Origin of the sequence: Mesorhizobium sp. M1423 (assembly GCF_040317575.1) — a bacterium.
Lineage (GTDB): Bacteria > Pseudomonadota > Alphaproteobacteria > Rhizobiales > Rhizobiaceae > Mesorhizobium.
Window position 1 is genome coordinate 1 of sequence record NZ_JAMYKU010000049.1, and the last position, 22,589, is coordinate 22,589.

24 protein-coding genes are annotated in these 22,589 nt (G+C 64.2%); 13 read left to right on the forward strand and 11 right to left on the reverse strand.

Annotated features, from left to right (window positions below; all coding sequences use genetic code 11):
• Positions 1–100: 100 nt before the first annotated feature.
• The 3 genes from NKG95_RS32860 to NKG95_RS32870 all read right to left on the reverse strand — a co-directional run bounded on the left by NKG95_RS32860 (position 101) and on the right by NKG95_RS32870 (position 3,282).
• Positions 101–667: a DUF6101 family protein gene (locus tag NKG95_RS32860; RefSeq protein WP_352483727.1), complete on the reverse strand. Its 567-nt coding sequence runs from the start codon at positions 665–667 to the stop codon at positions 101–103.
• Positions 668–852: 185 nt separating this feature from the next.
• Complete coding sequence (locus NKG95_RS32865) at positions 853–2,283, reverse strand: FAD-binding oxidoreductase (protein ID WP_353043724.1); 1,431 nt, start codon at positions 2,281–2,283, stop codon at positions 853–855.
• Between the two features lie 18 nt (positions 2,284–2,301).
• Positions 2,302–3,282 carry an L-threonylcarbamoyladenylate synthase gene (locus NKG95_RS32870; RefSeq protein ID WP_353043725.1) on the reverse strand — a complete coding sequence of 327 codons (981 nt, stop codon included), beginning with the start codon at positions 3,280–3,282 and terminating at the stop codon, positions 2,302–2,304.
• A gap of 159 nt (positions 3,283–3,441) precedes the next feature.
• On the opposite strand from NKG95_RS32870, the gene NKG95_RS32875 reads away from it, so the two are divergent.
• On the forward strand, positions 3,442–3,873 hold the full coding sequence (locus NKG95_RS32875; RefSeq protein ID WP_353043726.1) for a hypothetical protein: 432 nt from the start codon (positions 3,442–3,444) through the stop codon (positions 3,871–3,873).
• A gap of 78 nt (positions 3,874–3,951) precedes the next feature.
• Here NKG95_RS32875 and NKG95_RS32880 read toward each other — a convergent pair whose 3' ends face one another.
• Together NKG95_RS32880 and glyS are read right to left on the reverse strand one after the other, a co-directional pair.
• Positions 3,952–4,278, reverse strand: coding sequence for a hypothetical protein (locus NKG95_RS32880; RefSeq protein WP_353043727.1), 327 nt, complete (start codon positions 4,276–4,278; stop codon positions 3,952–3,954).
• Between the two features lie 107 nt (positions 4,279–4,385).
• On the reverse strand, positions 4,386–6,995 hold the full coding sequence (glyS, locus tag NKG95_RS32885; protein ID WP_353043728.1) for a glycine--tRNA ligase subunit beta: 2,610 nt from the start codon (positions 6,993–6,995) through the stop codon (positions 4,386–4,388).
• Between the two features lie 277 nt (positions 6,996–7,272).
• On the opposite strand from glyS, the gene NKG95_RS32890 reads away from it, so the two are divergent.
• Positions 7,273–7,446: a hypothetical protein gene (locus NKG95_RS32890; RefSeq protein WP_023716871.1), complete on the forward strand. Its 174-nt coding sequence runs from the start codon at positions 7,273–7,275 to the stop codon at positions 7,444–7,446.
• On the opposite strand, the gene NKG95_RS32895 is transcribed toward NKG95_RS32890, so the two are convergent.
• A complete protein-coding gene (locus NKG95_RS32895) occupies positions 7,443–8,387 on the reverse strand; it encodes a glycine--tRNA ligase subunit alpha (RefSeq protein WP_353043729.1) in 945 nt (314 codons plus the stop codon). The two genes, NKG95_RS32890 and NKG95_RS32895, sit on opposite strands and share 4 nt — an antisense overlap.
• Before the next feature lie 64 nt (positions 8,388–8,451).
• Positions 8,452–10,227: a tetratricopeptide repeat protein gene (locus NKG95_RS32900; RefSeq protein ID WP_353043735.1), complete on the reverse strand. Its 1,776-nt coding sequence runs from the start codon at positions 10,225–10,227 to the stop codon at positions 8,452–8,454.
• Positions 10,228–10,550: 323 nt separating this feature from the next.
• Between NKG95_RS32900 and NKG95_RS32905 the strand changes: the two genes are divergently transcribed.
• Together NKG95_RS32905 and NKG95_RS32910 are read left to right on the forward strand one after the other, a co-directional pair.
• A complete protein-coding gene (locus NKG95_RS32905; RefSeq protein WP_352850362.1) occupies positions 10,551–11,504 on the forward strand; it encodes a YadA-like family protein in 954 nt (317 codons plus the stop codon).
• 10 nt (positions 11,505–11,514) lie between these two features.
• The gene (locus NKG95_RS32910) at positions 11,515–12,147 is read left to right on the forward strand and encodes a hypothetical protein (RefSeq protein WP_353043730.1); all 633 of its coding nucleotides are present in this window, start codon (positions 11,515–11,517) and stop codon (positions 12,145–12,147) included.
• 19 nt (positions 12,148–12,166) lie between these two features.
• Here NKG95_RS32910 and NKG95_RS32915 read toward each other — a convergent pair whose 3' ends face one another.
• A complete protein-coding gene (locus tag NKG95_RS32915) occupies positions 12,167–12,772 on the reverse strand; it encodes a TetR/AcrR family transcriptional regulator (protein ID WP_352850365.1) in 606 nt (201 codons plus the stop codon).
• Between the two features lie 148 nt (positions 12,773–12,920).
• Here NKG95_RS32915 and NKG95_RS32920 point away from each other — a divergent pair, with 148 nt between their 5' ends.
• Positions 12,921–13,505, forward strand: a complete 585-nt coding sequence (locus NKG95_RS32920) for an MFS transporter (RefSeq protein ID WP_353043731.1) — start codon at positions 12,921–12,923, stop codon at positions 13,503–13,505.
• Between the two features lie 25 nt (positions 13,506–13,530).
• Here NKG95_RS32920 and NKG95_RS32925 read toward each other — a convergent pair whose 3' ends face one another.
• A complete protein-coding gene (locus NKG95_RS32925; protein WP_353043732.1) occupies positions 13,531–14,547 on the reverse strand; it encodes a polyprenyl synthetase family protein in 1,017 nt (338 codons plus the stop codon).
• A 160-nt stretch (positions 14,548–14,707) separates the two neighbouring features.
• On the opposite strand from NKG95_RS32925, the gene NKG95_RS32930 reads away from it, so the two are divergent.
• The 6 genes from NKG95_RS32930 (at position 14,708) to moaB (ending at position 18,401) form a co-directional block, all read left to right on the forward strand.
• Positions 14,708–14,932: a putative signal transducing protein gene (locus NKG95_RS32930; protein WP_023716864.1), complete on the forward strand. Its 225-nt coding sequence runs from the start codon at positions 14,708–14,710 to the stop codon at positions 14,930–14,932.
• A complete protein-coding gene (locus tag NKG95_RS32935; RefSeq protein ID WP_352965347.1) occupies positions 14,932–15,732 on the forward strand; it encodes a tRNA1(Val) (adenine(37)-N6)-methyltransferase in 801 nt (266 codons plus the stop codon). Before NKG95_RS32930 ends, NKG95_RS32935 begins: the two co-directional genes overlap by 1 nt.
• 87 nt (positions 15,733–15,819) lie before the next feature.
• Positions 15,820–16,677, forward strand: coding sequence for a S49 family peptidase (locus NKG95_RS32940; RefSeq protein ID WP_023716862.1), 858 nt, complete (start codon positions 15,820–15,822; stop codon positions 16,675–16,677).
• An 80-nt stretch (positions 16,678–16,757) separates the two neighbouring features.
• Positions 16,758–16,943 carry a membrane protein gene (locus NKG95_RS32945; protein ID WP_023674078.1) on the forward strand — a complete coding sequence of 62 codons (186 nt, stop codon included), beginning with the start codon at positions 16,758–16,760 and terminating at the stop codon, positions 16,941–16,943.
• A 26-nt stretch (positions 16,944–16,969) separates the two neighbouring features.
• A complete protein-coding gene (locus NKG95_RS32950; RefSeq protein WP_352814490.1) occupies positions 16,970–17,872 on the forward strand; it encodes a 4-(cytidine 5'-diphospho)-2-C-methyl-D-erythritol kinase in 903 nt (300 codons plus the stop codon).
• Complete coding sequence (moaB, locus tag NKG95_RS32955) at positions 17,859–18,401, forward strand: molybdenum cofactor biosynthesis protein B (RefSeq protein WP_023716860.1); 543 nt, start codon at positions 17,859–17,861, stop codon at positions 18,399–18,401. The genes NKG95_RS32950 and moaB overlap by 14 nt, the downstream gene beginning before the upstream one ends.
• A gap of 33 nt (positions 18,402–18,434) precedes the next feature.
• On the opposite strand, the gene NKG95_RS32960 is transcribed toward moaB, so the two are convergent.
• Both NKG95_RS32960 and NKG95_RS32965 read right to left on the reverse strand, forming a co-directional pair.
• Positions 18,435–19,409, reverse strand: coding sequence for a phytanoyl-CoA dioxygenase family protein (locus NKG95_RS32960; RefSeq protein ID WP_352548673.1), 975 nt, complete (start codon positions 19,407–19,409; stop codon positions 18,435–18,437).
• A gap of 190 nt (positions 19,410–19,599) precedes the next feature.
• A complete protein-coding gene (locus NKG95_RS32965) occupies positions 19,600–20,103 on the reverse strand; it encodes a glycosyltransferase (RefSeq protein ID WP_353043733.1) in 504 nt (167 codons plus the stop codon).
• A 151-nt stretch (positions 20,104–20,254) separates the two neighbouring features.
• Here NKG95_RS32965 and NKG95_RS32970 point away from each other — a divergent pair, with 151 nt between their 5' ends.
• Together NKG95_RS32970 and rnhB are read left to right on the forward strand one after the other, a co-directional pair.
• Complete coding sequence (locus NKG95_RS32970; RefSeq protein ID WP_352483734.1) at positions 20,255–21,409, forward strand: PA0069 family radical SAM protein; 1,155 nt, start codon at positions 20,255–20,257, stop codon at positions 21,407–21,409.
• Between the two features lie 166 nt (positions 21,410–21,575).
• Entirely contained in the window at positions 21,576–22,271 is a 696-nt protein-coding gene (gene rnhB, locus NKG95_RS32975; RefSeq protein WP_353043734.1) for a ribonuclease HII, read from the forward strand.
• Positions 22,272–22,589: the final 318 nt, after the last annotated feature.

A 22,589-nucleotide genomic window follows, 5' to 3' on the forward strand; every position in this document is an offset into this window, starting at 1 on the left:
TCACTGCCATCGCGATTCCCTCAGACCGTCCACCTCAGAGAATCACAATCAGCGAATTACGCAACAGGCCCCTTGTGGGAGAAGGAAGAGGCGCTCAGGCCTATTCCCGCGAAATAAGCTCCTCGCCGCCGATGACCAGCCTGAGGCCGAGGTCGCCGGCGCGGCGGCGGGCGAGGAAGCGCGGGCGGCGCATGGTCGAGACGCGACCCTTGCGGCGGTCCTGCGCCGGCAGCGCCTTGATGGCGGCGCCGAGCGATTCTTCCAGCGTCCGAGCAATGCCGTCGGCCTCGATCAGCAGCATCGGCAGACGGTAGGCGTCGGCCCAGGCGCGCCAGTCGGCGGCGACGTCGTCTAGATCGTCGGCGACCAGCAGCGGCACCGACAGCATCGGGTCGTTGTGCAGAAGCTCAAGCGTCACTGTGACATTGCCATCCGGATCCTCCATCGCGCGCGCGGCGACGCCGCGAAACGCGTTGGCGGGCAGAGCGATGATCGCCGGCACGCCGCTGATCTCCAGCGTGCGGCGGATAACCGCGCCGCGCTGATCGATGGTGAAGGTAACGTCGCCATAGTCGTCGCGCGTGGCGTAGCTCACCACCTGCGGCAGGCGGAATGGGTCGAGGCGCATATTGCGCCCGGCCCAGACTGGCTTCAGTCCAGTGTTCATATCGTGCCTTTCCTGTTTCTCCTGAGAGCCGGTGTTTCCGGATCTCCGGGCCGGTTTTCCCAGCCTCGTTGTGGAGAAACATTAGCGCGAGCTTCTTATCCTCGCGCTTAAGAAAGTCGGTTAAATTTTGCTGATCCGAGGCGGATGGTTATCGGAATACGAACCGGCGCGGGCCGGCGAAAGGATCAGATAACCTTACCGGGATTCATGATGCCGGCGGGATCGAAAGCGGCCTTCACCCTGCGCATCAGCTCGATCGCCATCGGCGGCGCCGTCGCGATCAATTCGTCCCGCTTCAACTGGCCGATGCCGTGCTCGGCCGAGATCGAGCCATGAAACGAGCGCACGACGTCGTGCACGGCCTTGTTCATGACGTGGTAAAGGCCGAGAAACGCCTCGTCGTCACCGTCGACCGGCCGGAAAATGTTGTAGTGCAGATTGCCGTCGCCCATGTGGCCGAAGCAGACGACGCGTGCGCCGGGACTGACCGATTGCACGGCGCCGGCGGCCTTTTCGATGAAGGGCGGGATCGACGCCACCGGCACCGAGATGTCGTGCTTGATCGAGGCACCTTCGGGTCTCTGCGCCTCGGGCAGCACTTCGCGGAAATTCCAGAACGCATCGCCCTGGGCGATGCTTGACGCGATCACCGCATCGCCGACGATCCCTTGCTCGAGGCCTGCCTCCAGCACCTCTTCGATCAGCGCCCGTGCATCCTCGGCCGAGCGGCCCGACGAGATCTGCATCAGCACATACCACGGCCAATCGCCGGCCAGCGGCCGCACTACGCCTTGTGCGTGGGCAAGCGTGAAGTCGTGAGGCCTCTGGCCGATCAGCTCGAAGGCGGTGAGCGCTGCCCCTGCACGGTCCATCGCGAGGCTGAACAGCGACAGTGCCGCCTCCGGCGATGACAGGCCGGCAAACGCCACCTCGCGCCCCTTGGGCTTGGGGAAAAGCTTGAGCACGGCGGCGGTGATGATGCCGAGCGTACCCTCGGCGCCGACGAACAGGTCCTTCAGATCATAACCGGTATTGTCCTTCTTCAGCTTGCGCAGATCGTCGAACACTTCGCCGGTCGGCAGCACCACTTCGACGCCGAGGCAGAGTTCGCGCGCATTGCCGTAGGCAAGCACGCCGGTGCCACCGGCGTTGGAAGAGAGATTGCCGCCGATCTGGCAGGAGCCTTGCGCGGCAAGCGACAGCGGAAACAGCCGGTCGGCGGCATCGGCCGCTTCCTGCAGCGTCTGCAGGATGACGCCGGTTTCGACCGTCACCGTGTTGGACAGGGTATCGATCTCACGGATGCGCTTTAGCCGCGACAGCGACAGCACGATCTCGCGGCCGGACGCGTCCGGCACCTGGGCGCCGACCAGCCCGGTGTTGCCGCTTTGCGGTACAATCGGCGTGCCCGTCTCGCTCGCCAGCCGCATGATGCGGCTGACCTCCTCGACGGTCCCCGGCCTCAGCACCAGCGCCGTCCTGCCGTGCCAAAGTCCGCGCCGCTCGGCGAGGTAAGGCGTGATGTCCTGCTGGTCGCGCAGCGCATATTTGTCGCCGACGATTGTCACAAAGCGCGCGATGACGGCAGGATCGAGGTCGGGGGAAATGTCGTTCATGGGTGGAAACTATGGTGCTCAATCCATCTTGTCACGAGGGGCGATCTTGTCACGCGGGGCGGCGGCGCGCGAAAGCCTGTCGTTGATCGCCTCGCCCAGCCCTTCGAACGGTATCGGCTCGACGGCGATGGTTTTGGCGCCGCTGCCATCGAGATCCTGCAGATGAGCGAAGAGATTGCTTGCTGCCTCGCGCAGGTCGCCGGTCTCCGACAAATTGCGCAGTGCGGCTGCATCGCGCCAGCCCTCGGCACGGCGGCGGCCGAAGGCCAGCAAGGCTTCGCCTGTGGCGACCTTGCCGGCATTGAGCCGCACCGCCGCACCCGGAGCGTAATGCGAGGCGAGCATGCCGGGCGCCTCGATGCCCGAAGCGCCGCGCAGCAACTTTGTCCCGGCCACTGCTTCGATCTCTTCGGCGGCAATGCCGCCCGGTCGCAGCAGCCGCAGCTTTCCGGCTTCGACCTTGAGGATGGTCGATTCCAGCCCGACCGGCGTCGCGCCGCCATCGACCACAAGCTTGATCCTGGGACCGAGGTCGGCCGCCACTGCTTCCGCCGTCGTGGCGCTGATCCTGCCCGAGGAATTGGCGCTGGGCGCCGCAAGCGCGCGGCCGAACCTGGCGATCAGCTCGCCGCCAAAGCCTTTCGGCATGCGCAGCGCGATGGTGTCCAGCCCTGCGGTGACCAGCGGATGAATACCGTTGCCGGGCCGTTGCGGGAGAACCAGCGTCAGCGGTCCCGGCCAGAATGCCTGCGCCAATCTTTCCGACAGCGGATCGAACAGCGCGATGCGCTCGGCCATCGTCGGATCGGCTATATGGGCGATCAGCGGGTTGAAGCGCGGGCGACCCTTGGCTTCGAAGATACGAGCCACGGCAACGCCATTGGTCGCGTCGCCGGCCAGCCCATAGACGGTCTCGGTCGGTATGGCGACGACGTCGCCGCTTTCGAGCAGCGCCAACGCCCTTTCCATCGCCTCGCCGACGGCACGAATTTCAGCCACTGTCGTCACCTCACGGATGCGGGTGCCTAATACGGCGACGCCGGGCGAGCAAGCCCAGGCATTGGCGAATCGCAAATCGCTAAAATGCTATGTTTCCCCGCAAGCCGGCATCAACTGCCCTCGGCTAGGGTGCCGTCTTCCTGGGCAAGGGGAATTATCATGCTTTCGATGCGTGTTATTGGAGCGCTTGGTCTGGCGGTTGTGGCCGGCACGGCACAGGCCTCGTCGCTCGTTTTTGTCGGGCAAAAGACGGCGGCACCTTCGGTTGTAAGTACCAACGCGGTCGAGGGAGCGAAGACACCGTCGATCGTCGCGCTTGGCGAGAAGCTGGCCAACGTCAATGGAAACGTCACCGACGAAAAGGTCGCGGCGATCCCAAGCCAGCCGAGTCATGGCTTGACCGGAAGCCCGATGATCATTCGCGGCGGTATCGTCGGCGATGCCTTTGCAACGCCCGCGCCCAAAACCGCGCCGGTCACCGCTGCAGCGCCCGCCGCGGACGGCAAAGCCGATCCAAAGGTCGCCAGCAAAACCCCTGAGCCGGCGGCGCCGCAGCCTGCACCGCTAGCAGCTCCCGATCAGCCCAAATAGCGGCTGAAGCAGCGCCGGAAACCAGGGCCGCGCGAGAGCGCCGCGCTGGTTCACGGACTGAAGCGGAGCGCCTGAATCTCAGGCTGCTTCTTCTTCGTCCGTATCGTCGGCGTCGTCTGATTCTTCTTTGTCGTCAGCGTCTTTTTCGCCGGCACTTTCGGCCTTCACGCTGTCGTCGTCGTCTTCGTCGTCATCTTCATCTTCGTCTTCTTCTTCGTCGTCGGAGAGGGTAGCCGACTTATCGTCTTCAGCAGCTTCCTTGTCCGTGTCTTCGTCGTCGCCGTCCTCGTCGTCCGACAGATCGGCCTCGATCGCGGCGGTAGCGGCCTCGTCGAGCGTCGTTTCGGAGGTGGGTTCAAGCGTCTCGGTCTCTTCTGTCACTTCGATGTCGTGAGCGGAATTCATGGAAGCCTCCGTGGGTTGGGAACATGTCCCTTTTGCCACGTGGAGATCATCGGCATATGACTGTAAGCCGGCTCGAATGGCCGGCAGCGATGATTTTTTCGCGGATGTCAGCCGGCTATCTTGGAGAAATCCGCAACCCGGTCGGTCGCGGCGCGGATGCGGGCGAGCAATGCCAGGCGATTGGCGCGCACCGCCTGGTCCTCATCGTTTACGAGGACTTTCTCAAAGAATGAATCAACCGGCTCGCGCAACACGCTAAGCGCCAGCATGGCGGCGGAAAAATCTTCGTTTTGAATTGCTTCGCCGGCTTGCCTCTCGGCCTGATTCACCGCGGCAAACAGTCTTTTTTCGGCGTCCCCCCGGAACAGCGTCGGCTCAACACTGCTTGCAATCGCCGTCGCCTTCTTCTCTTCGGCAGCGACGATGTTGGCCGCACGCTTGGTGCCGGCAAGCAGGTTCCTGCCGTCGTCGGTATCGAGGAATGAGCCGAGCGCTTCGACACGGCGGACGATTTGCAGCAGGTCGTCGTTTTGGCCAATCTCCCCCCTTGTGGGGGAGATGCCCGGCAGGGCAGAGGGGGGCGCCTCGCGCCGAGAGGGCGGCGGGACAGCGCCCCCCTCTGTCGGCTGCGCCGACATCTCCCCCACGAGGGGGGAGATCGGGCGCGAACCCGCCGCCAGCACCGCGTCGATCAGGTCGTGCCGCGCACCCTGATCGCGGAGATAGACTTTGAGGCGATCGTGGAAGAAGGAGAGGAGATTGTTGATCTCTTGCTGCTGCCTTTCTCCGGAACGCTCAAAGGTGTTGTTTGAGATTGCGGAATCGCGCTCGATGACGAGATCGGTAAGCGAATCTCCTCCGAGTTGCTGCTCTAGCTCCGCGGCAATTTCGAACTGTCGGTCGAGTTTGGGATCGCGTATGTGATCTGCAATATCTTCGGACGCGATATTGGCCACAGATTTCAGGGACAACCTAATCCCGTTCTCAATCAGTATTCTCGTTACTCCCAGCGCCGCTCTTCTGAGCGCATAGGGGTCCTTCGATCCGGTCGGCTTTTCGTCTATCGCCCAGAACCCGACCAGCGTATCCAGCTTGTCGGCGAGCGCCACGGCGATCGATACCGGGTCGGTCGGCACGCGATCTGACGGTCCCTGCGGCTTGTAGTGTTCCTCGATGGCGGCGGCGACGGAAGGATGCTCGCCCTGCAGCAGCGCATATTTGCGGCCCATAAGGCCTTGCAACTCGGGGAACTCGCCAACCACTTCGGTGGTGAGATCGGCCTTGGCGAGGACGGCGGCGCGGCGGGCGAGCGCGGTAATCTCCCCCCTCGAGGGGGAGATGTCGCCGAAGGCGACAGAGGGGGTCGTCTCGCGTGGAGCGCCAACTTCCTCTTTCTTCGAAAGGCCAGATCGCGTCGTGCCAGCCGAAGCGACCCCCTCTGGCCTGCCCTCTTTGCCACCACTTGGCATCTCCCCCTCAAGGGGGGAGATCGACTGCGCCACGATCGGCGCCAGTTCTTCCGCCAACCTGGCGATCCGCTCCACCCGCTCGCCTTGCGTACCGAGCTTGGTATGAAACGTCACATTGAGATGGTCGAGGCGGGCCATGCGCTGGTCGAGCGGCTTGTTAAGGTCAAGCCCAAACTTTTCCGCCGATGCCTGCAACTGGTCGAGATCCGGCAGGTCGCCCTGGTCGGTCTTCCAGAAATAGAGCGCGTCGGACAGGCGGGCGCGCACCACTTTGCCGTTGCCGTGGGCGATCTCCTTGCCGCCATCCTTGGCCTCGATATTGGCGGTAAGGATGAAGCGGTTGGAAAGCTCGTCGCCCGCGCCATGCGGCCGCGTCACAAAACACTTCTGGTTGGCGCGGATGGTGAGCCTGATCACCTCGGCCGGAATGGCCAGAAAATCCTGCTCGAATTCGCCCATCAGCACGACGGGCCATTCGACCAGGCCCGACACTTCCTCCAGCAGCCCCTCGTCCTCGACGAGGTCGAGCCCGCTGGCGAAGGCGAGGTTCCTGGCATCGGCAAGAATGATCTCCTTGCGTCGGTCGGCATCGAGCACGACCTTGGCCGCTTCAAGCTTGGCGACGTAATCGTCAAAGCGGCGCACCGTGATGGCGCCCGGCGCATGAAAACGGTGGCCGTAGGTGACGTTGCCTGAGCGGATACCGTCGATCTCGAAATCGACCACCACCGGCTCCTCGGTTTCCGGGCCGAAGGTGCACAGGATCGATTGCAGCGGCCGCACCCAGCGCAGCGACCCGGGCTTGGCCGACGCCGGCCCCCAGCGCATCGATTTCGGCCAGGGGAAGTTGCGGATGATGCCCGGCACCAGCTCGGCGATGATCTGCTCCGCCGACCTGCCCGGCCTGGAAATATGGGCGACATAGAAGTCGCCCTTCTTCGGATCGGAATGGACATGCGCCTCGGCAATCGAGGCAAGGCCGGCCTTGCGCAGAAAACCTTGCACCGCCTGCTCGGGCGCCTTGGTCGAGGGGCCCTTGATCTCCTCGCTGATGTCCTTCGAGCGGGCGGTCAGGCCGCGGATGTCGAGCGCCAACCGACGCGGCGTCCAATATTCGCGCGCCGCCTCATAGGTCAGCCCGGCTTCGACCAGACCGTCGGTCAAAAGCTTCCTGAGATCGCCGGCCGCCTTGCGCTGCATGCGAGCGGGGATTTCTTCGGAACGAAGTTCTAGAAGCAGGTCAGGCATTGAAAGAGCTCACGCGACAAAAAACAGCCGCCGCTTCGCGGCGTCCTCCCCCATCGAGGCGGAGGTAAGCGGGGCATAGCAACTCGGTCGGCTGCTGTCACCCTTCCCAGCAAGATCGGGCCAGCACGATCAAGGCGTCCAGCGGCGATTTCCGAAAAAATTCAGCCTCCTGTCGGACACGCGCCGGTCCGCCCGTCCTTGGATCAAAGATTTCCATGAACCGAACGCAGCGCTGAAGCGACCAACGCTCAGGCAGAGAGCTATTGGCTGAACGACCATGAAAACGGCATCGACATTCCTGCAGATCCTCGCGCTCAGCGCCTGTTTTACAGCGCAGGTGCACGGTGCCTTCTCGATGCCCGGCGTCCGGCAGGCGCTGCGGACAATAGCCGGTGCAAGCGGCCAAGGCACGTTGCCAATCAGCGCCCCTGTCGAAATCGCCTGGAGCTAAGCCGCCATTCCACCCGCCTGCGTCAGCAGAAACGCCTCGCCGCAGGCCTTGGCCAGATTGCGAACCCGCAAGATGTAGCTCTGGCGCTCGGTGACGGAAATGACGCCGCGTGCATCGAGCAGGTTGAAGACGTGGCTGGCCTTGATGCACTGGTCGTAGGCGGGGAATACTATCCTGTGCATCGCCAGATTGTCGTTCGACGCCGGCGCGCCGGCTTGTAGCAGCGCCTTGCACTCGGCCTCGGCGTCTTCGAAATGCCTGAGCAGCATCACCGTGTTGGCGAATTCGAAATTGTGGCGCGAATATTCCTGCTCGGCCTGCAGGAAGACGTCGCCATAGGTCACCTTGTCGGCGCCTTCGCGGCCGTTGAAGTTGAGGTCGTAGACATTGTCGACGCCCTGCACATACATGGCCAGCCGTTCCAGCCCGTAAGTGAGCTCACCCGCCACCGGCGCGCATTCGATGCCGCAGACCTGCTGGAAATAGGTGAACTGCGACACCTCCATGCCGTCGCACCAGCACTCCCAGCCCAGTCCCCAGGCGCCCAGTGTCGGGCTTTCCCAGTCGTCCTCGACGAAGCGGATGTCGTGCAGCAGCGGATCGATGCCGATCGCGGCCAGCGAGCCGAGGTAAAGCTCCTGCAAATTGGGCGGATTGGGCTTCAGGATCACCTGGTATTGGTAATAATGCTGCAGCCGGTTCGGATTTTCGCCATAGCGGCCGTCCTTGGGGCGGCGCGAGGGCTGGACATAGGCCGCGTTCCAGCGTTTTGGGCCGAGCGCGCGCAATGTCGTTGCCGGATGAAAGGTACCGGCGCCGACTTCCATGTCGTAAGGCTGGAGGACGACGCAGCCATAGTCCGCCCAATAATTATGCAAGGTCAGGATCAGCCCCTGGAACGAGCGGCTGGGATGCGTGTGGGCAGGGATGTCAACGGTCACGGCGGCCTCCGGCGGGATGCGGCACCTCGTAGAGTGCCGCTCCGCGACCGTCAAGGCGATGGGGTCACCCCTTCGGGGCGGGCGCCGGCTCGGGCTTTACGTTCGGGGTTTCCTGCGCCGTGTTGGATTCGATCGGCGGCAGGCCCTTCATCAGCTTTTGCTGCAAGGCGGCAAGCACGTCCGGGTCCGGCTTCAGGTCGCGGGCCTGGTTCCACTGGAAGGTGGCTTCCAGCTTGCGGCCAACGCGCCAGTAGGCGTCGCCGAGGTGATCGTTGAGCACCGGATCCTCCGGCTTCAACGAAACGGCGCGTTCCATTTCGCGCACAGCGTCGTCGAACTGGCCAAGGCGATAATAGGCCCAGCCCAGCGAATCGACGATGTAGCCGTCGCTCGGCCTCAGGTCGACGGCCTTCTGGATCATCGCGAGGCCTTCCTTGAGGTTCATGTCCTTGTCGACCCAGGAATAGCCGAGATAGTTCAAAACCTGCGGCTGGTCGGGGTAGAGCTCCAGCGCCTTGCGGAAATTCGGCTCGGCCTTCGGCCATTCCTTCAGCCGCTCATAGGCGATGCCGCGCTGGTAGAAGATGTTCCAGTTGACGGCGGTCGGCGTCTTCAGCACCTCGACCGCCTTGTCATAAAGATTGGCGGCGGAGCGGAAATCCTCCTTCGAGGAATAGACCCCGCCGAGCGCCAGATAGGCGCGCATGTCGTCGGGATGCGCATCGACGATGGCCTTGAGGTGGGTGATCGCCTCGTCGTTGCGGTCGAGATCGGCAAGGTTGAGGCCGAGCTGCAGGTCCGAAAGCTCCTTCAGCGGCGAACCGGCGGGAATGCGGCGATAGAGCGCGATGGCGCCCTCGCCGTCCTTCAACTGCTCGGCAACGGCGGCAAGCTGAACGAGCGCCGCGTCATTGTCGGGCCGCAGCGCCAGCGCATATTGCAGATAAAGCCGCACGAACGGCTCGCCGCCGCCGCGGTTGAGCGCGGTGGCGAGATCGAGCAGGATTTCCGAGGCGCCGTCCGACGGGCCGGCAGCGAAGGGTTGGATCTTTTCGCCCTTGTTGATCTTGTCGCGAAGGGCTGCAATCTCGACCTTGCCGGGCGCAAATGTCTCGGCCTGGTCGAGCACCGACAGCGCCTTGGCCTTGTCGCCCTTACGGGCGAGGAAAGAGGCGTAGGCCTGCGCGTTGCGCATCCATGTTTCGGGGGCGGCACCACCGGCGGCCGTGTCCTGCAAGGTGGCGGTGTAGAGCGCATCCGCCCTGTCGGGCAGGCCGGAGGCGTCGGCAATCAAGGCACGGTGGAAGGACTTGAACAGGCCGAACCAGTCGGGGCCCTGCAGCTTGTCGATGGAAGCCATGGCCTCGCCGGCGTCACCCGCACCCTGCTTGGCCCAGCCGGTCATGACGCCCGAAATCAGCCGATCGAGATCGGATTCGAGCGAGAGCTTGAGCCAGTATTCGGCCTTGGAGAAATCCTTCTTGTGGAAGGAATCGATGGCCAGCGCCAGGCGCGAGAAGCGCTCGACATCGGGAACCGCCTTGAGCTTGTCGGCGTAGACCAGGGACTCATCGAAGCGCCCCTGTGCGATCAGCGACAGCATCAGGCTCTGCTGCAATCCCGTATCGTTCGGATCGAAGGCAAGCGCCTGCTTGTAGTAGGAGACGGCGCTGTCGAGGTCGTTGTCGCCTTCGGCAATCCGGGCGGCGAGATAGGCCCCCGAGAAGGATGTGATCCTGACCGGCTCGCTGGTCTGTTTGGCATGCGCCGGCAAAGCCGAGATCGCCATGCCCGTCGCGATTGCCAGCCCTGTCAGCCAGCGCGCATATCCTTGCCGCATCATATCCCTTTCAGCCAAACGCCATCTCCGCGTCAGCGGGATCGCCGTAGACTCGATCTTTACAGGTAAAGCATGGCCTTTTTGGGGTCGTGCTTCAACCCGGCCCGAATTCACAATCGGGTCAAGCAATTAATAAACCATGCCGAAAGGGCCTGAACTGCGACCCTTGACCGCGTGGCGTCCGCTTTGGCGCTGCCTGCGCGGCGCTATTTTCCCGATGCCGTAAGCGATCCATAAGCGCCAGCGGTTGAAAGCTTCCGCCATGCAACTTTGCGTGGCAGGATGAGATTTCAATTCTTGCTTCGCCAGCCATGGGGGCGCCGATGCTGGAAGTGCCGCGCGACGAAGAAGCCTTCGCCATCGTCGATCGTATCTACGAAGCAGCGTTCGCCGCCGAGCTGTGGCCGGGAGCGCTGGAAGCGACCAGTGCGATCACGCGCTCGGCAAGCGGCTCGATGTTCATGATCAGCGATCATTCCCCGCTTCGCGCCATCGGCGAGGCGCAGGCCGAGCCCTTGATCGACGCTTTCATGGCAGATTGGAAATTTCCCGAGAGCGTGCAGCGCATGTGCAGCACTCAGCCGGCGAGCTTCGTGCGGGTCGACGACTTCATGACGGGCGAGGAGATCGAGCGGGACCCGATCTATGCGTGGGCAAGAAAATTCGGCTTCGGATCGCCTGTCTGCACGTCGATATCCCTGCCGAGCGGAGAGCTTGTCCTGTTCGTCTTCCAGCGCTGGCTGAAGGACGGCAAATACGATCAGGCGGCAATCGACCTGCTGAACGGGCTCCGTCCGCATCTGGCGCGGGCCGGCCTTGTCGCCGGGCGGCTCGGTCTGGAGCGGGCCAGGACCGCCGTGTCCGTTCTGAGCGAAATCGGGCTGCCGGCGGCGGTCATGAGCGGATCGGGCCGCGTGCTGACGGCCAACCGCCTTCTGGAAGACATGGCGGACGTGTTCGTTGCCTTGGCCCATGGCGGCATGGCGCTTGCGCTTGAGAGCGGCTTCCAGGATCTTGGCGAGCAGGTCAGCGAAAACCGCTCGGAAGCCCGTGCCGGAACGGCGCTTGCCCTGGCGACGGCGGGACTGCGTTACGACGACAGGCCCGGAAAATTGTCGATGGCGGGCGGCTTTGGCCATTTCAAGGGCCAGTCGGGCCTGGCGCTCGGTTTCGGCTATAGCACAAGCCAGGATTTCCGCCTCAACGCCGCCGTATCGGCCTCGACAAACCGCGGCGATGTCGGCGTCAGCGTCGGCGCATCGTGGACACTGAACTGATGCAGCCGGCATGAGCTCGATGCTGCCGGGATCGATGCGGCCAAATTGCAGAATGTTGCTGGCAGCCTTCGTGCTGGCGACGGCCGTTCCGCAGCTAGTCCTGCCTGCCCTGGCGCAAACGTCGAAAACCCAGAAATCGGCCAAGCCGCAAGCGCCGAAGCCGGCCAATATCGACCGCAACGGCGTGCTGATCCTGGTGCGCACCTCGCTGCTGGCGCTCGACCAGGCCAACAAGACCGGCAATTACATGGTGCTGCGCGATCTTGGCGCGCCGGGCTTCCAGGCCAACAATGCGGCCAAGCTTGCCGAGATCTTCGCCGGCCACCGCAATGACGGCATCGACCTCGGCGGCGTCGCGGTGCTGGAGCCGGAACTGACGCTTTTGCCGCAGATCGAGCCGAACGGCATGCTGCATATGGCCGGTTTCTTTCCCTCGGTGCCGATGCAGGTCAATTTCGAGCTTCTGTTTGCGCCGGTCGAGCGGCAATGGAAGGTGTTCGGCATCTCGGTTGCGCTCGGCAAGGCCGGCCCCGAGGCACCGGCGACAGAGCCGGAACCGCCAAAGCCTGTCGCCACCGAAATACCCGACCCGCCGACGCCGAAGGTCAATCCCAGAAGGGCCGCCGAACAAGCCGGCAAGTGAGGCGCCAGGGCCCTGAAACTCAGGACGTTTGCGAAAGCCTTGCGTCGAGCGCCTGCATGGCGACGGTGACAAGATCGTGCAGCCGTTTTTTCGGCACGCCGTCGCGTGCCTGCACCGAAAGGCCGTGCATCAGCGTGGCGTAATAATCGCCCAACGCGTCGGCGTCGGTGGCCGGCTTCAATTCGCCATCGCGCACCGCCTCCCTCAATCGCTCGACGATCGACGCGGTACGCGCCAGCCGATGCTCCGCCAGCCATTGCAGCACAGCATCATTTTCGACGGCGCAATTGGTGGCGGCCGTCACCACCATGCAGCCCTGCGGCCGCCCCGGCCGCGTATAGATTTCGACGGCGTCGCGAAGCATGCGCTCGATGACGCGCCGGACGTTTGGTTCTTCCTGCAGCGCGCGCGTAGCGAAGCCGCCCTCATTGGCCTCGTAAAGCGCCACTGCTTCGCGAAACAGATCCTCCTTCGAGCCGAAGGCGGCATAGATGCGCGCCGATGCGAGGCCAAGCGCCGATACGAGATCGGCCATCGAGGTGCCCTCGTAGCCGCGCCTCCAAAAGGCGTCGCGGGCTTTCTCAAGCGCCTGGTCGCGGTCGAATTCCCTTGGCCTGCCTGCCATGGCGGTCTCCAATTTTTGTCGATCAACAAATAATCCGCTTGACTTCGGATTGCAAATCTCAATTCTTTGTCGATCACTAAATAATTGTCGACAAGGAGACCGGCATGAGTTCACTCGATCAAGGCGCGCCGCTTGGCGTCGTCGCGGCATGACGATAACCTTCCTCTACATGGCCACTTTCGGAGCGCTGCCCTACTTCCTCACCGTGCTGTTGCAGAACGTGCACGGCTTCACCGCCTTGCAGACGGGCCTCGCCTTTTTCGTGCCGTCGGTCGCCATCGCCACCGGCACGCAAGCCGGCGAGCGTCTGGCGACGCGCTTTTCGACGCGCAGCACGCTGGTCGGCGGCATGATCGTCGGCGCGGTCGGCACAGCATTGATGGTATCAGGCGCGACCGCGGAGAGCAGCTATCTGTCCCTCGTACCCGGCCTGATCGACTCCGGCGTCGGACAAGGCATCGTCTGGACCGCAATGTGGATTGCCGCCGCTTCCGGCGTCGCCCATGACCAGCAAGGCGTCGCCTTGGGGATGGCTTCGACGACACTCAATGTAGGCAACGCCATCGGCATGGCCGTGCTGATTGCGATTGCGAACAGCCAAATCGGCGAATTGTCCGGCAATGCCTTGAAAATTGCCGTCGCCGACCGCATCCAGGTCGCCTTCTGGCTTGCCGCAGCGGGCATCGTCGTCAGCCTGCTCGCAGCAATGGTGCTTCCGGCAAAGACGCGATGAGAACAGGCGCGGGCGCCGACGCCTCTCAGTTCACCCGGCTGATGCAGAAATCGATGACGTCGATCAGCGCCGATTTCTGCGGCGTCGCCTCGAGCGGCGCCAGTGCGTCGCGGGCGATCTCGCCGAAGTGGCGGGCGCGTCCGATGGTGTCGGCAATTGCGCCGTGGCGGAGCATCAGGCCGACGGCCTTCTCCAGTCCGGCATCGTCGGCGGCATTGTCCTCGATGGCGCGTTTCCAGAAGCTGCGCTCGGCCTTTGTGCCGCGCCGATAGGCGAGGATCACCGGCAGCGTCACCTTGCCCTCGCGGAAATCGTCGCCGACATTCTTGCCGAGGTCCTTGCTGGTGCCGCCGTAATCCAGCGCATCATCGATCAGTTGGAAGGCAAGGCCGAGATTCATGCCGTAGGAGCGGAGTGCTGCGCGATCATTGCGCGTCGCCTGGGCGATGACTGGGCCGACCTCGGCGGCGGCCGAAAACAGCGCCGCGGTCTTGGCCTTGATCACGGCGAAATGCTCATCCTCGGTGGTCTCGAGGTTTTTGGCGGCGGCGAGCTGCATCACCTCGCCTTCGGCGATGACCGAGGCCGCGCTCGACAGGATATCGAGCGCTTCCAGCGAGCCGACATCGACCATCATGCGGAAGGCCTGGCCGAGTAGGAAATCGCCGACCAAAACACTGGCCTGGTTGCCCCAGATCATGCGCGCCGTCTTCTTGCCGCGCCGCATGCCGCTTTCATCGACAACGTCGTCGTGGAGAAGTGTCGCGGTGTGCATGAATTCAACCGACGTGGCGAGCTTGACGTGGCCGTCACCGGAATAGCCGAACATCTGGGCGGCGGCGAGCGTCAGCATCGGCCGCAGCCGTTTGCCGCCGGACGAGATCAAATGGTTGGCAATCTCCGGGATCATCTCGACGTCGGAGCCGGCCTTCGACAGGATCAGCTCGTTGACGCGCCCTATGTCGGCGGCGGTCAGGTCGATAAGGTCCTTGATCGAGGCGGCTTCCCGCTTCCCGTTTTCAATGTTGAGAACGACACCCACGGCAAAACTCCCAACCTCGATATGCACGACGGCAACATGGTCCCTGGACAGACTCTAGGGCGGCAGCCACCGGTGCGGCAAGAGGCGAATTGGCGCGGCGGCTCTGGTACATGATCACGTCCACGTTTACATCAACGCCGCAAACTGCGAGTTTCATCCGATGATAGAGCTCATCCGCACCAACGACGCCGTCATCATTTCCTTTGTCGAATCGCTGATGCGCGATGCCGGCATCGGCTTTTTCGTCGCCGACCAGAACATGAGCGTGCTCGACGGCTCGATCGGCATCCTGCCCCGCCGTGTCATGGTGGATGCCGACAAGGCCGATGCGGCGCGGCGCATCCTGACGGATGCCGGCATCGCCAACGAGATCCGCCAAAAATAATGTCCGCGTCGCCCGCTGCCCTTGTCCCGGACATGCCGGCTCATACGGTCGATGCCTTCCATCGCGGTCGCTTCTGGCTGGTGCAGCCGAGAAAGGCAGGTCACCGCGCCGGCATGGATGCGATGATGCTGGCGGCTGCCGTGCCGTCCTCGTTCGCCGGGCGGCTAGCCGACTTTGGCGCAGGTGCCGGTGCCGCCGGCCTGGCGGTACTGTCGCGTTGCCCCGGTGCCGAGGCAGTGCTCGTCGAGCGTTCTCCGGAAATGGCGGCCTTCGCCACAACCACGCTCGCCCATCCCGGCAACGCGCATCTCAGCGACCGCGCCTCGGTGCTCGTCGCCGATGTCGCGCTGTCGGGCCGGGCGCGAACGGCCGCCGGCCTCGAGGACAACAGCTTCGATTTCGTCATCATGAACCCGCCGTTCAATGCCGCCGAGGATCGCGCGACGCCCGATCCGCTGAGAAAGGCCGCGCATGTCGCGGAGGACGGGCTGTTCGACAGCTGGATCCGCAGCGCGGCGGCGGTGGTCAGGCCGGGCGGCGGGCTGGCCGTCATTGCCCGGCCGGAACAGCTCGGCGCCATCCTCGATGCCATTGCCGGCCGCTTCGGCGATGCCGAGATGCTGGCCGTTCATCCTCGCCCCGAAGCGGCAGCGATCCGCATCGTCGTCCGGGCAGCACTCGGCGCACGCGGCAAGCTGTCGATCCGGCCGCCGCTGATGCTGCATGCCTATTCAGGCAATGGCCCCTCGGAACGGGCAGAGCTGATCAATAACGGGCTGGCGTCGCTGTTCGGAGACTGATCCATTTTGATTGCCGGGGTGACGGCATTGCCGTTGGCCGGCGAATTCCTACATGCCTCAAGCAAATCGACCGGAGACAGCCCCCTCGTGAAACGTCTTTTCAATCGCCTGCTGCCGAAATCCTGGCGCTCGAACGTCGTCACCATTCCGGTCATCCGGCTGCACGGCACCATCATGCCCGGCGGCGGCCAGTTCCGGCCGAGCCTGTCGCTGGCGTCGACTGCCGGCCTTCTCGAAAAGCTGTTTTCCTTCGACGCGCCGGCGGTCGCCATCTCGATCAATTCGCCAGGCGGCTCGCCGGTGCAGTCGCGGCTGATTTTCAGGCGCATCCGCGACCTGGCAACGGAGAAAAACAAGAAGGTCCTGGTCTTCGTCGAGGACGTGGCGGCATCGGGCGGCTACATGATCGCGGTCGCCGGCGACGAGATCTTTGCCGACCCGTCCTCCATCGTCGGCTCGATCGGCGTGGTGTCGGCCTCGTTCGGCTTTCCGGAGCTGTTGAAGAAGATCGGCGTCGAGCGCCGCGTCCACACTGCCGGCCAGAACAAGGCGGTGCTCGACCCGTTCAAACCGGAAAAGAAGGAAGACGTCGAGCGCCTGAAGGCGCTGCAGCTCGAGGTCCACGAGACCTTCATCGATCTCGTCAAGGATAGGCGCGGCAGCAAGCTCAAGGACGATCCCGACCTGTTCACCGGCCTGTTCTGGACGGCCAAGAAGGGGCTCGAGCTCGGGCTGGTCGATGCCCTCGGCGACATGCGCAGCGTGCTGAAAAGCCGTTTCGGGCCGAAGACCCAGCTCAAGCTGATCACCGCGCCGCGCGGCCTGTTCGGCCGCTTCGGCCTGTTCGGCTCGAGTTTTTCGGCGCCCGATATTGCCGCCGCCGCGGCAAGCGGCGTCATCGATGCGGCGGAAGAGCGCGCGCTGTGGGCGCGCTTCGGGCTTTGAAAAGCCGGTGAAAGCGTCTAGCATAAATCATCAACCGACCCGACCGGCCGTCTTGCCGGCCTTGCGAGGGAGAGTTTGACATGCCGCAGATCATTTTCTTCGCCGTCGTCGGCATTGCCGCCTATTTCGGCTACCGCTCCTTCGTCAGGGAAGCCGAGCGGGTGACCGCCAAGGTGCGGCGTACCGAAAAGCAAGCCGCCAACGGTACGATGGGAACGCTGGTCAAGGATCCGAAGACCGGCGAATACCGTCTGGCCAAGGATTGACCGTCGTCTCCCTCGCGGCCGAGCCAGTGGATTCCGAGACCAGCATCCGGGCATCGCATGCGCACGCCAAGATAAATCTCGCGCTGCACGTCACCGGCCGGCGCGCCGACGGTTATCACACGATCGAAAGCCTGGCTGTGTTCACGCGCTTCGGCGACCGCATCGAGACGGAACTTGCCGACAGCGACGGGTTTTCCGTGTCCGGCAAATACGCCTCCGCGGTACCGGCCGACGACAATAATCTGGTGGCGAAAGCGCGCGACGCGCTGCGTCGCGAGGCCGGTCCCCAGCATGCGCCGGCTGTCGCCATCAGGCTCGAAAAGAACCTGCCGGTCGCGTCCGGCGTCGGCGGCGGGTCAAGCGACGCGGCGGCTGTGCTGCGTGCTCTGGTCCAGGCCTGGAGGCTCGACATCGGCGATGCCGAACTGGCGCGGATCGGCCTGTCGCTTGGCGCCGACGTGCCGATGTGCCTCGCAGCCAAGCCGCTGATAGCCCGCGGCATCGGCGACGAGCTGACGCTCGTGCCGGGTTTCCCGGCGCTGGGTCTGGTGCTCGTCAATCCAGGAACTGCCGTCTCGACGGCCGACGTGTTCGAGGCGCTTGGCCGCCGCGACAATGCGGGACTGCCGCCGCTGCCGCGCAGCCTCGACTTCCACAGCATCCGCAACTGGCTGGAGATCACCCGCAACGATCTCGAGCCTGCGGCGCGTGCAATCCAGCCCGCCATCGGCAAGGCGCTTTCTGTGCTGAACAAGGCTGGAGCCGGTTTTGCCAGAATGTCTGGTTCCGGCGCCACCTGTTTCGGGCTGTTCGAGACCGGCAATGTGGCCAAGCGCGCGGCCGTCGATATCCGCAGCCGCCATCCCGACTGGTTTGTCGCCGCGACGCGAAGCATGACATCGGAGGCTGAGGCGCATGGCCAGGATTGACGAGAGCCGCCCCTTCGTTCCCGTACGCATCGCGGTACTGACCGTTTCAGATACGCGCAGCCTCGCCGACGACAAATCCGGGCAGACCCTGGCCGACCGCATCACCGAGGCCGGCCACATCCTCGCCGCTCGTGACATCGTCACCGACGACCGCGACAAGATCCGCGACAAGGTTTTGGGCTGGTCGAAGGACGATGCGATCGATGTCGTCATCACCACCGGCGGCACCGGCTTCACCGGCCGCGACGTGACGCCGGAGGCGCTGGAGCCGATCTTCGAAAAGCGCATGGACGGCTTTTCCGAAGTGTTCCACCGCATCTCCTACGACAAGATCGGCACTTCGACGATCCAGAGCCGGGCAACCGGCGGCGTCGTCAACGCCACCTTCGTCTTCGTGTTGCCGGGCTCGCCCGGCGCCTGCAAGGACGCCTGGGACGGCATTTTGAAGCCGCAGCTCGACTATCGGCACATGCCCTGCAACTTCGTCGAGATCATGCCGCGCCTGGACGAGCATTTGCGGCGCGGCTGAGACGGAGCGAGGTATCAGCCGGGCGATCCCGCCTCAGCGAATGACCGGCTCGCCGTGAAACCGCCGGCGCGACGGCGGCGAGACGCCGAAGCCGACTTCCATCATCAGTCGTGGCGTGCGCGTCGGCACGGTACCCATATGGAAGCCGAACGGATCCTCGACAAAGCCGAGACCGGCCTGCCCGGTCAGCGTGACCGGGCTCTGCTCGCCATAGACGCCCAGCACCTCTTCCGCCGAATGGCCGACCAGAAGCGTCAGCTGATGCTTCAGGATGCGGCGGTTGTGGGAGCCGCGGACATAGACATGCGGCCCGGTGTCGTTGTCGACCGGCACCAGGTAGAAAAAGAACTTCAGCATGCGCCAGTCGTCGAGGTCGAAATGGTATTTGCCGAGCGAAGCCATGTTCTTGTCGGCGTCCGAGACGCCACCGGTCGGAAAGCTCCACCAGACGCGGGTCGTGATCAGCTTGGCCTGACTGCCGAGATAGTGCGCTGCGATGTCGAGAAGCAGCGGATCGCGCTGCACGGCGACCGCAGCGTTGCAGTCGAGGACCCGCTCGAAATAATGGCCGCTGAGCAGCGGGCGGCCGAAATGCTTTTCTGCATCGGCGTGTTTTTCGGGCAGGAATTCCAGCCGGCGGTCGAAATTGCCGAAGCATGGCGTGTGCTCGGCGAAGCGGGCGATCTCCTCATGGATGGCGGCCGGCAGCATCAGGCCCGAATAGAGCCCCTCCGTCCGCAGCGCGCCGACGACGGCATCGCGATCGACGCCGGCGAACATCGTTTCACTGACATTGCGCGCCGGCCGAACCGGCTTCGCACCGCGCCAGTGCAGCCGCCGCGCCGGCATGGTGCGCGCCAGCATGAACATCGGCAGCCATGCCGGATTCTCGCGAAGGTCGGAAAGATAGGTCGGAATGCGGGCGGCGATGCGGCGCAGCGTACCGCCGTTGCGTGCGATCGCCTCGAGGCTTGCAGCGCCGGACTTGTCAGGGCTTGAAAGGGTCATCGGGGTCCTCAAATGTCGAGGGAACAGCATCGACGATAGTCGTCGTCGCCGCTCCGGCACACCCCAAACCCATTCGCCCGTATCGCTGGGAATGGTAACCCCCGGCCAGATTTTGTGCAATGCACAATAAACGACAACCCGCCAGAAAATTTGCTTGGGCGGCGTTTTCCTAGGCCGGGATGGTAAGCCGTCACTTCCGCGGCGCCACCCAGATCTCGGCGTGGAGCCTTCTTGTCGCCAGGCCGCGGGCGATCGCTTCGGCGCTGCGGGCGCTCTTAGACAGCGCGGCGGCCTGACGCTTGCTGATCACCAAGCCTTCGGCGAGAGCGCGATTTCCGGCAAAGACCCGCGACAGGAACGGCGCGCGGCTGCCGCGTGCCCGTGAAAATCGCGCCGCCATGGTTTGCCTGGCCGTATGGGCGACGACCTCGTCGATCCAGCCCTCCCCCAGCCGCGCTCCCGGTTCCAGCAAAAGCAGCCAGTCGCCCTTGGCCTGCCTGATGCCGGCGGCGATGCCGCCGCTGACATAGTGGCAGCCGGCATGTTCGGCGACGCGGTGCGTCTGATCGGTCGAGCCGGTGTCGCAGACGAGAACGTCACGCACCACGCCTTCGACCGCGGCGCCGATCAGCGAGGCGAGCGTGCGGGCGAGGCCCTCCTCGTCATTCAGGGTTTCGATCAGGACGCTGAGCATGTTTAGCCGAATAGCGGAAAGCGGTGGACAGCGCCAGTTTTTGCGGCACGCCGCGAGAAAGTTCTTGCTTTGTTCCACTCGGTGCGATAGGAATACATTCATGAGCAGAGCGATTCGACAGCGGGCGGACAGTCCCTGGGAAAGGGCCAAAATGGAACAGATCGTGCGTGCCGACATTGCCGCCTTCGGCGCTGGCAGGGCCGAGATGGCGAATGCGATGATCGAGCAGAGCGGCATGCGCGTCCGCCCAGACCGCAATCGCGGCAGGTCGGCGGGCATCAATCCGTCCGGCCGTTTCGAGCCGGTCAGCCGGCATGTGTTCGACGACGGCTGGAATTCGCTGGAGGAGCTGCCGCCCTTCAAGACCGAGGTACAGGTCGAGAAGCCGCGCACCATCATCACCCGCAACGAATCGCCCGACATCTCCTTCGACCGCTCGATCAATCCCTATCGCGGCTGCGAACATGGCTGCGTCTATTGCTTCGCGCGGCCGACGCACAGCTTCATGGGCCTGTCGCCGGGGCTGGATTTCGAATCGAAGCTGTTTGCCAAGCCGGATGCGGCGCGGCTGCTCGACAAGGAATTGTCCAGGGATAATTACCAGCCGCGCACCATCGCCATCGGCACCAACACCGATCCCTACCAGCCGATCGAGAAGCAATACCGGATCATGCGCGAGATCCTCGAAGTGCTGGAGGCGCGCGGGCATCCGGTCGGCATCGTCACCAAGTCAGCGCTGGTGACACGCGACATCGACATTCTGTCACGCATGGCCGAACGCGGGCTGGCCAAGGTGGCACTGTCGGTGACGACATTGGACAGGATGCTGGCCAGAACGATGGAGCCGCGCGCGTCGACGCCGACCAAGCGGCTGGAGGCGATCAGGCAGCTTTCGGACGCCGGCATTCCGGCCTCGGTGATGGTCGCGCCGATCATCCCCGGACTGACCGACTCGGAAATGGAGCGCATCCTCGATTCGGCGCAGGCAGCGGGCGCGCGTGAAGCGGGCTATGTGCTGCTGCGCCTGCCGCTGGAGGTCGCGCCGATCTTCAAGGACTGGCTGCTGCGCCACTATCCCGACCGCTATCGCCACGTCATGTCGCTGATCCGTTCGATGCGCGACGGCAAGGACTACGATTCGGAATGGGGCAAGCGCATGAAAGGCTCCGGCCCTTATGCCTGGCAGATCGGCCGCCGTTTCGAGATCGCCGCCAAACGGCTCGGCCTCAATGCCGAGCGGCGCTCGCTGAGGACCGACCGGTTCGTCCCCGCCGCCAAGGCAACCGAGCAGCTGATGCTGCTGTGACAAAGCGTCTCGCGCCAGCCGCTTGAAGCGGCCGCAGCAGGCGAAAAATCCCGTCCGGCCTGTCCTGTCCCCGGGCTTGCAGACGGTAGCCTCTCCTGGTCCGGTGCCCCGCCCGACCCGGAGGGGACTTGCGGAGAATCGGAGCCGATGCGAACCTCGCCGCACCATGGCTCGCCCGCGTTCCGATTCTCCGCTTCTCTTCGAAGCCGTCGAGAAACCCGACTTCTCGTTCGAGACGAAGGCGATGGCCGAAGGCCTGTGGCCGGTGGCGGGGATGGACGAGGCCGGCCGCGGCCCGCTCGCCGGGCCGGTGGTGGCTGCAGCGGTGGTGCTCGATCCCGCCAACATCCCCGACGGCCTCGATGATTCCAAGCGGCTGACGCATTTGCAGCGCGAGGCGCTGTTCCTGAAAATCCTCGGCTCCGCACTCGCCGTATCGATGGCCTCGGTCAGCGCCGAAGGCATCGATGCCTCCAACATCCTCAAGGCCAGCCTGGAGGCGATGCGCCGTGCAGTGGCCGGCCTGTCAATCCGGCCGAAGCTGGCGCTGGCCGACGGCCGCGACGTGCCGCCCGGCCTGCCCTGCGAGGGCAAAGCGCTGATCAAGGGCGACCAGCGCTCGCAGTCGATCGCTGCAGCCTCGATCGTCGCCAAGGTGTTGCGCGACCGCATGATGTGCGGCTGCGGCAGCCATCATGCGCGTTACGGCTTCGAGCTGCATATGGGCTACGCCACTGTGCGCCATCGCACGGCGATCGATGTGCACGGGCCAGTGGCACGGCTGCACCGCGCCTCCTTCGCGCCGTTCCGGTTCGGCGGCACCGAGATGCTGGAGGAAGAGGGCCTTTCGGGCCTGGATTGAGCGAAAGCGGCTAGGCGTAATCTCCCCCCTCGAGGGGGAGATGGCCGGCAGGCCAGAGGGGGTCGCCTCGCGTGAAGCGCCAACCTTCTCTTTCGTCCCACATGGCGTCGCGCGAGGACGTACTGACCCCCTCTGTCGCCTTCGGCGATATCTCCCCCTCGAGAGCAGGGGAATCGCATATGGCGATTTTGGGGTTGAGTTTAGGCTGAGAAAGGATTCTTTGGAGAGGCAGTTGAGCGAAGGAGCGACTGCCATTTCCTGCCTTGAGAGCTACTTTGGCGCGGTGCCTGATCCACGCGCGCCCAACGCCACGCACCG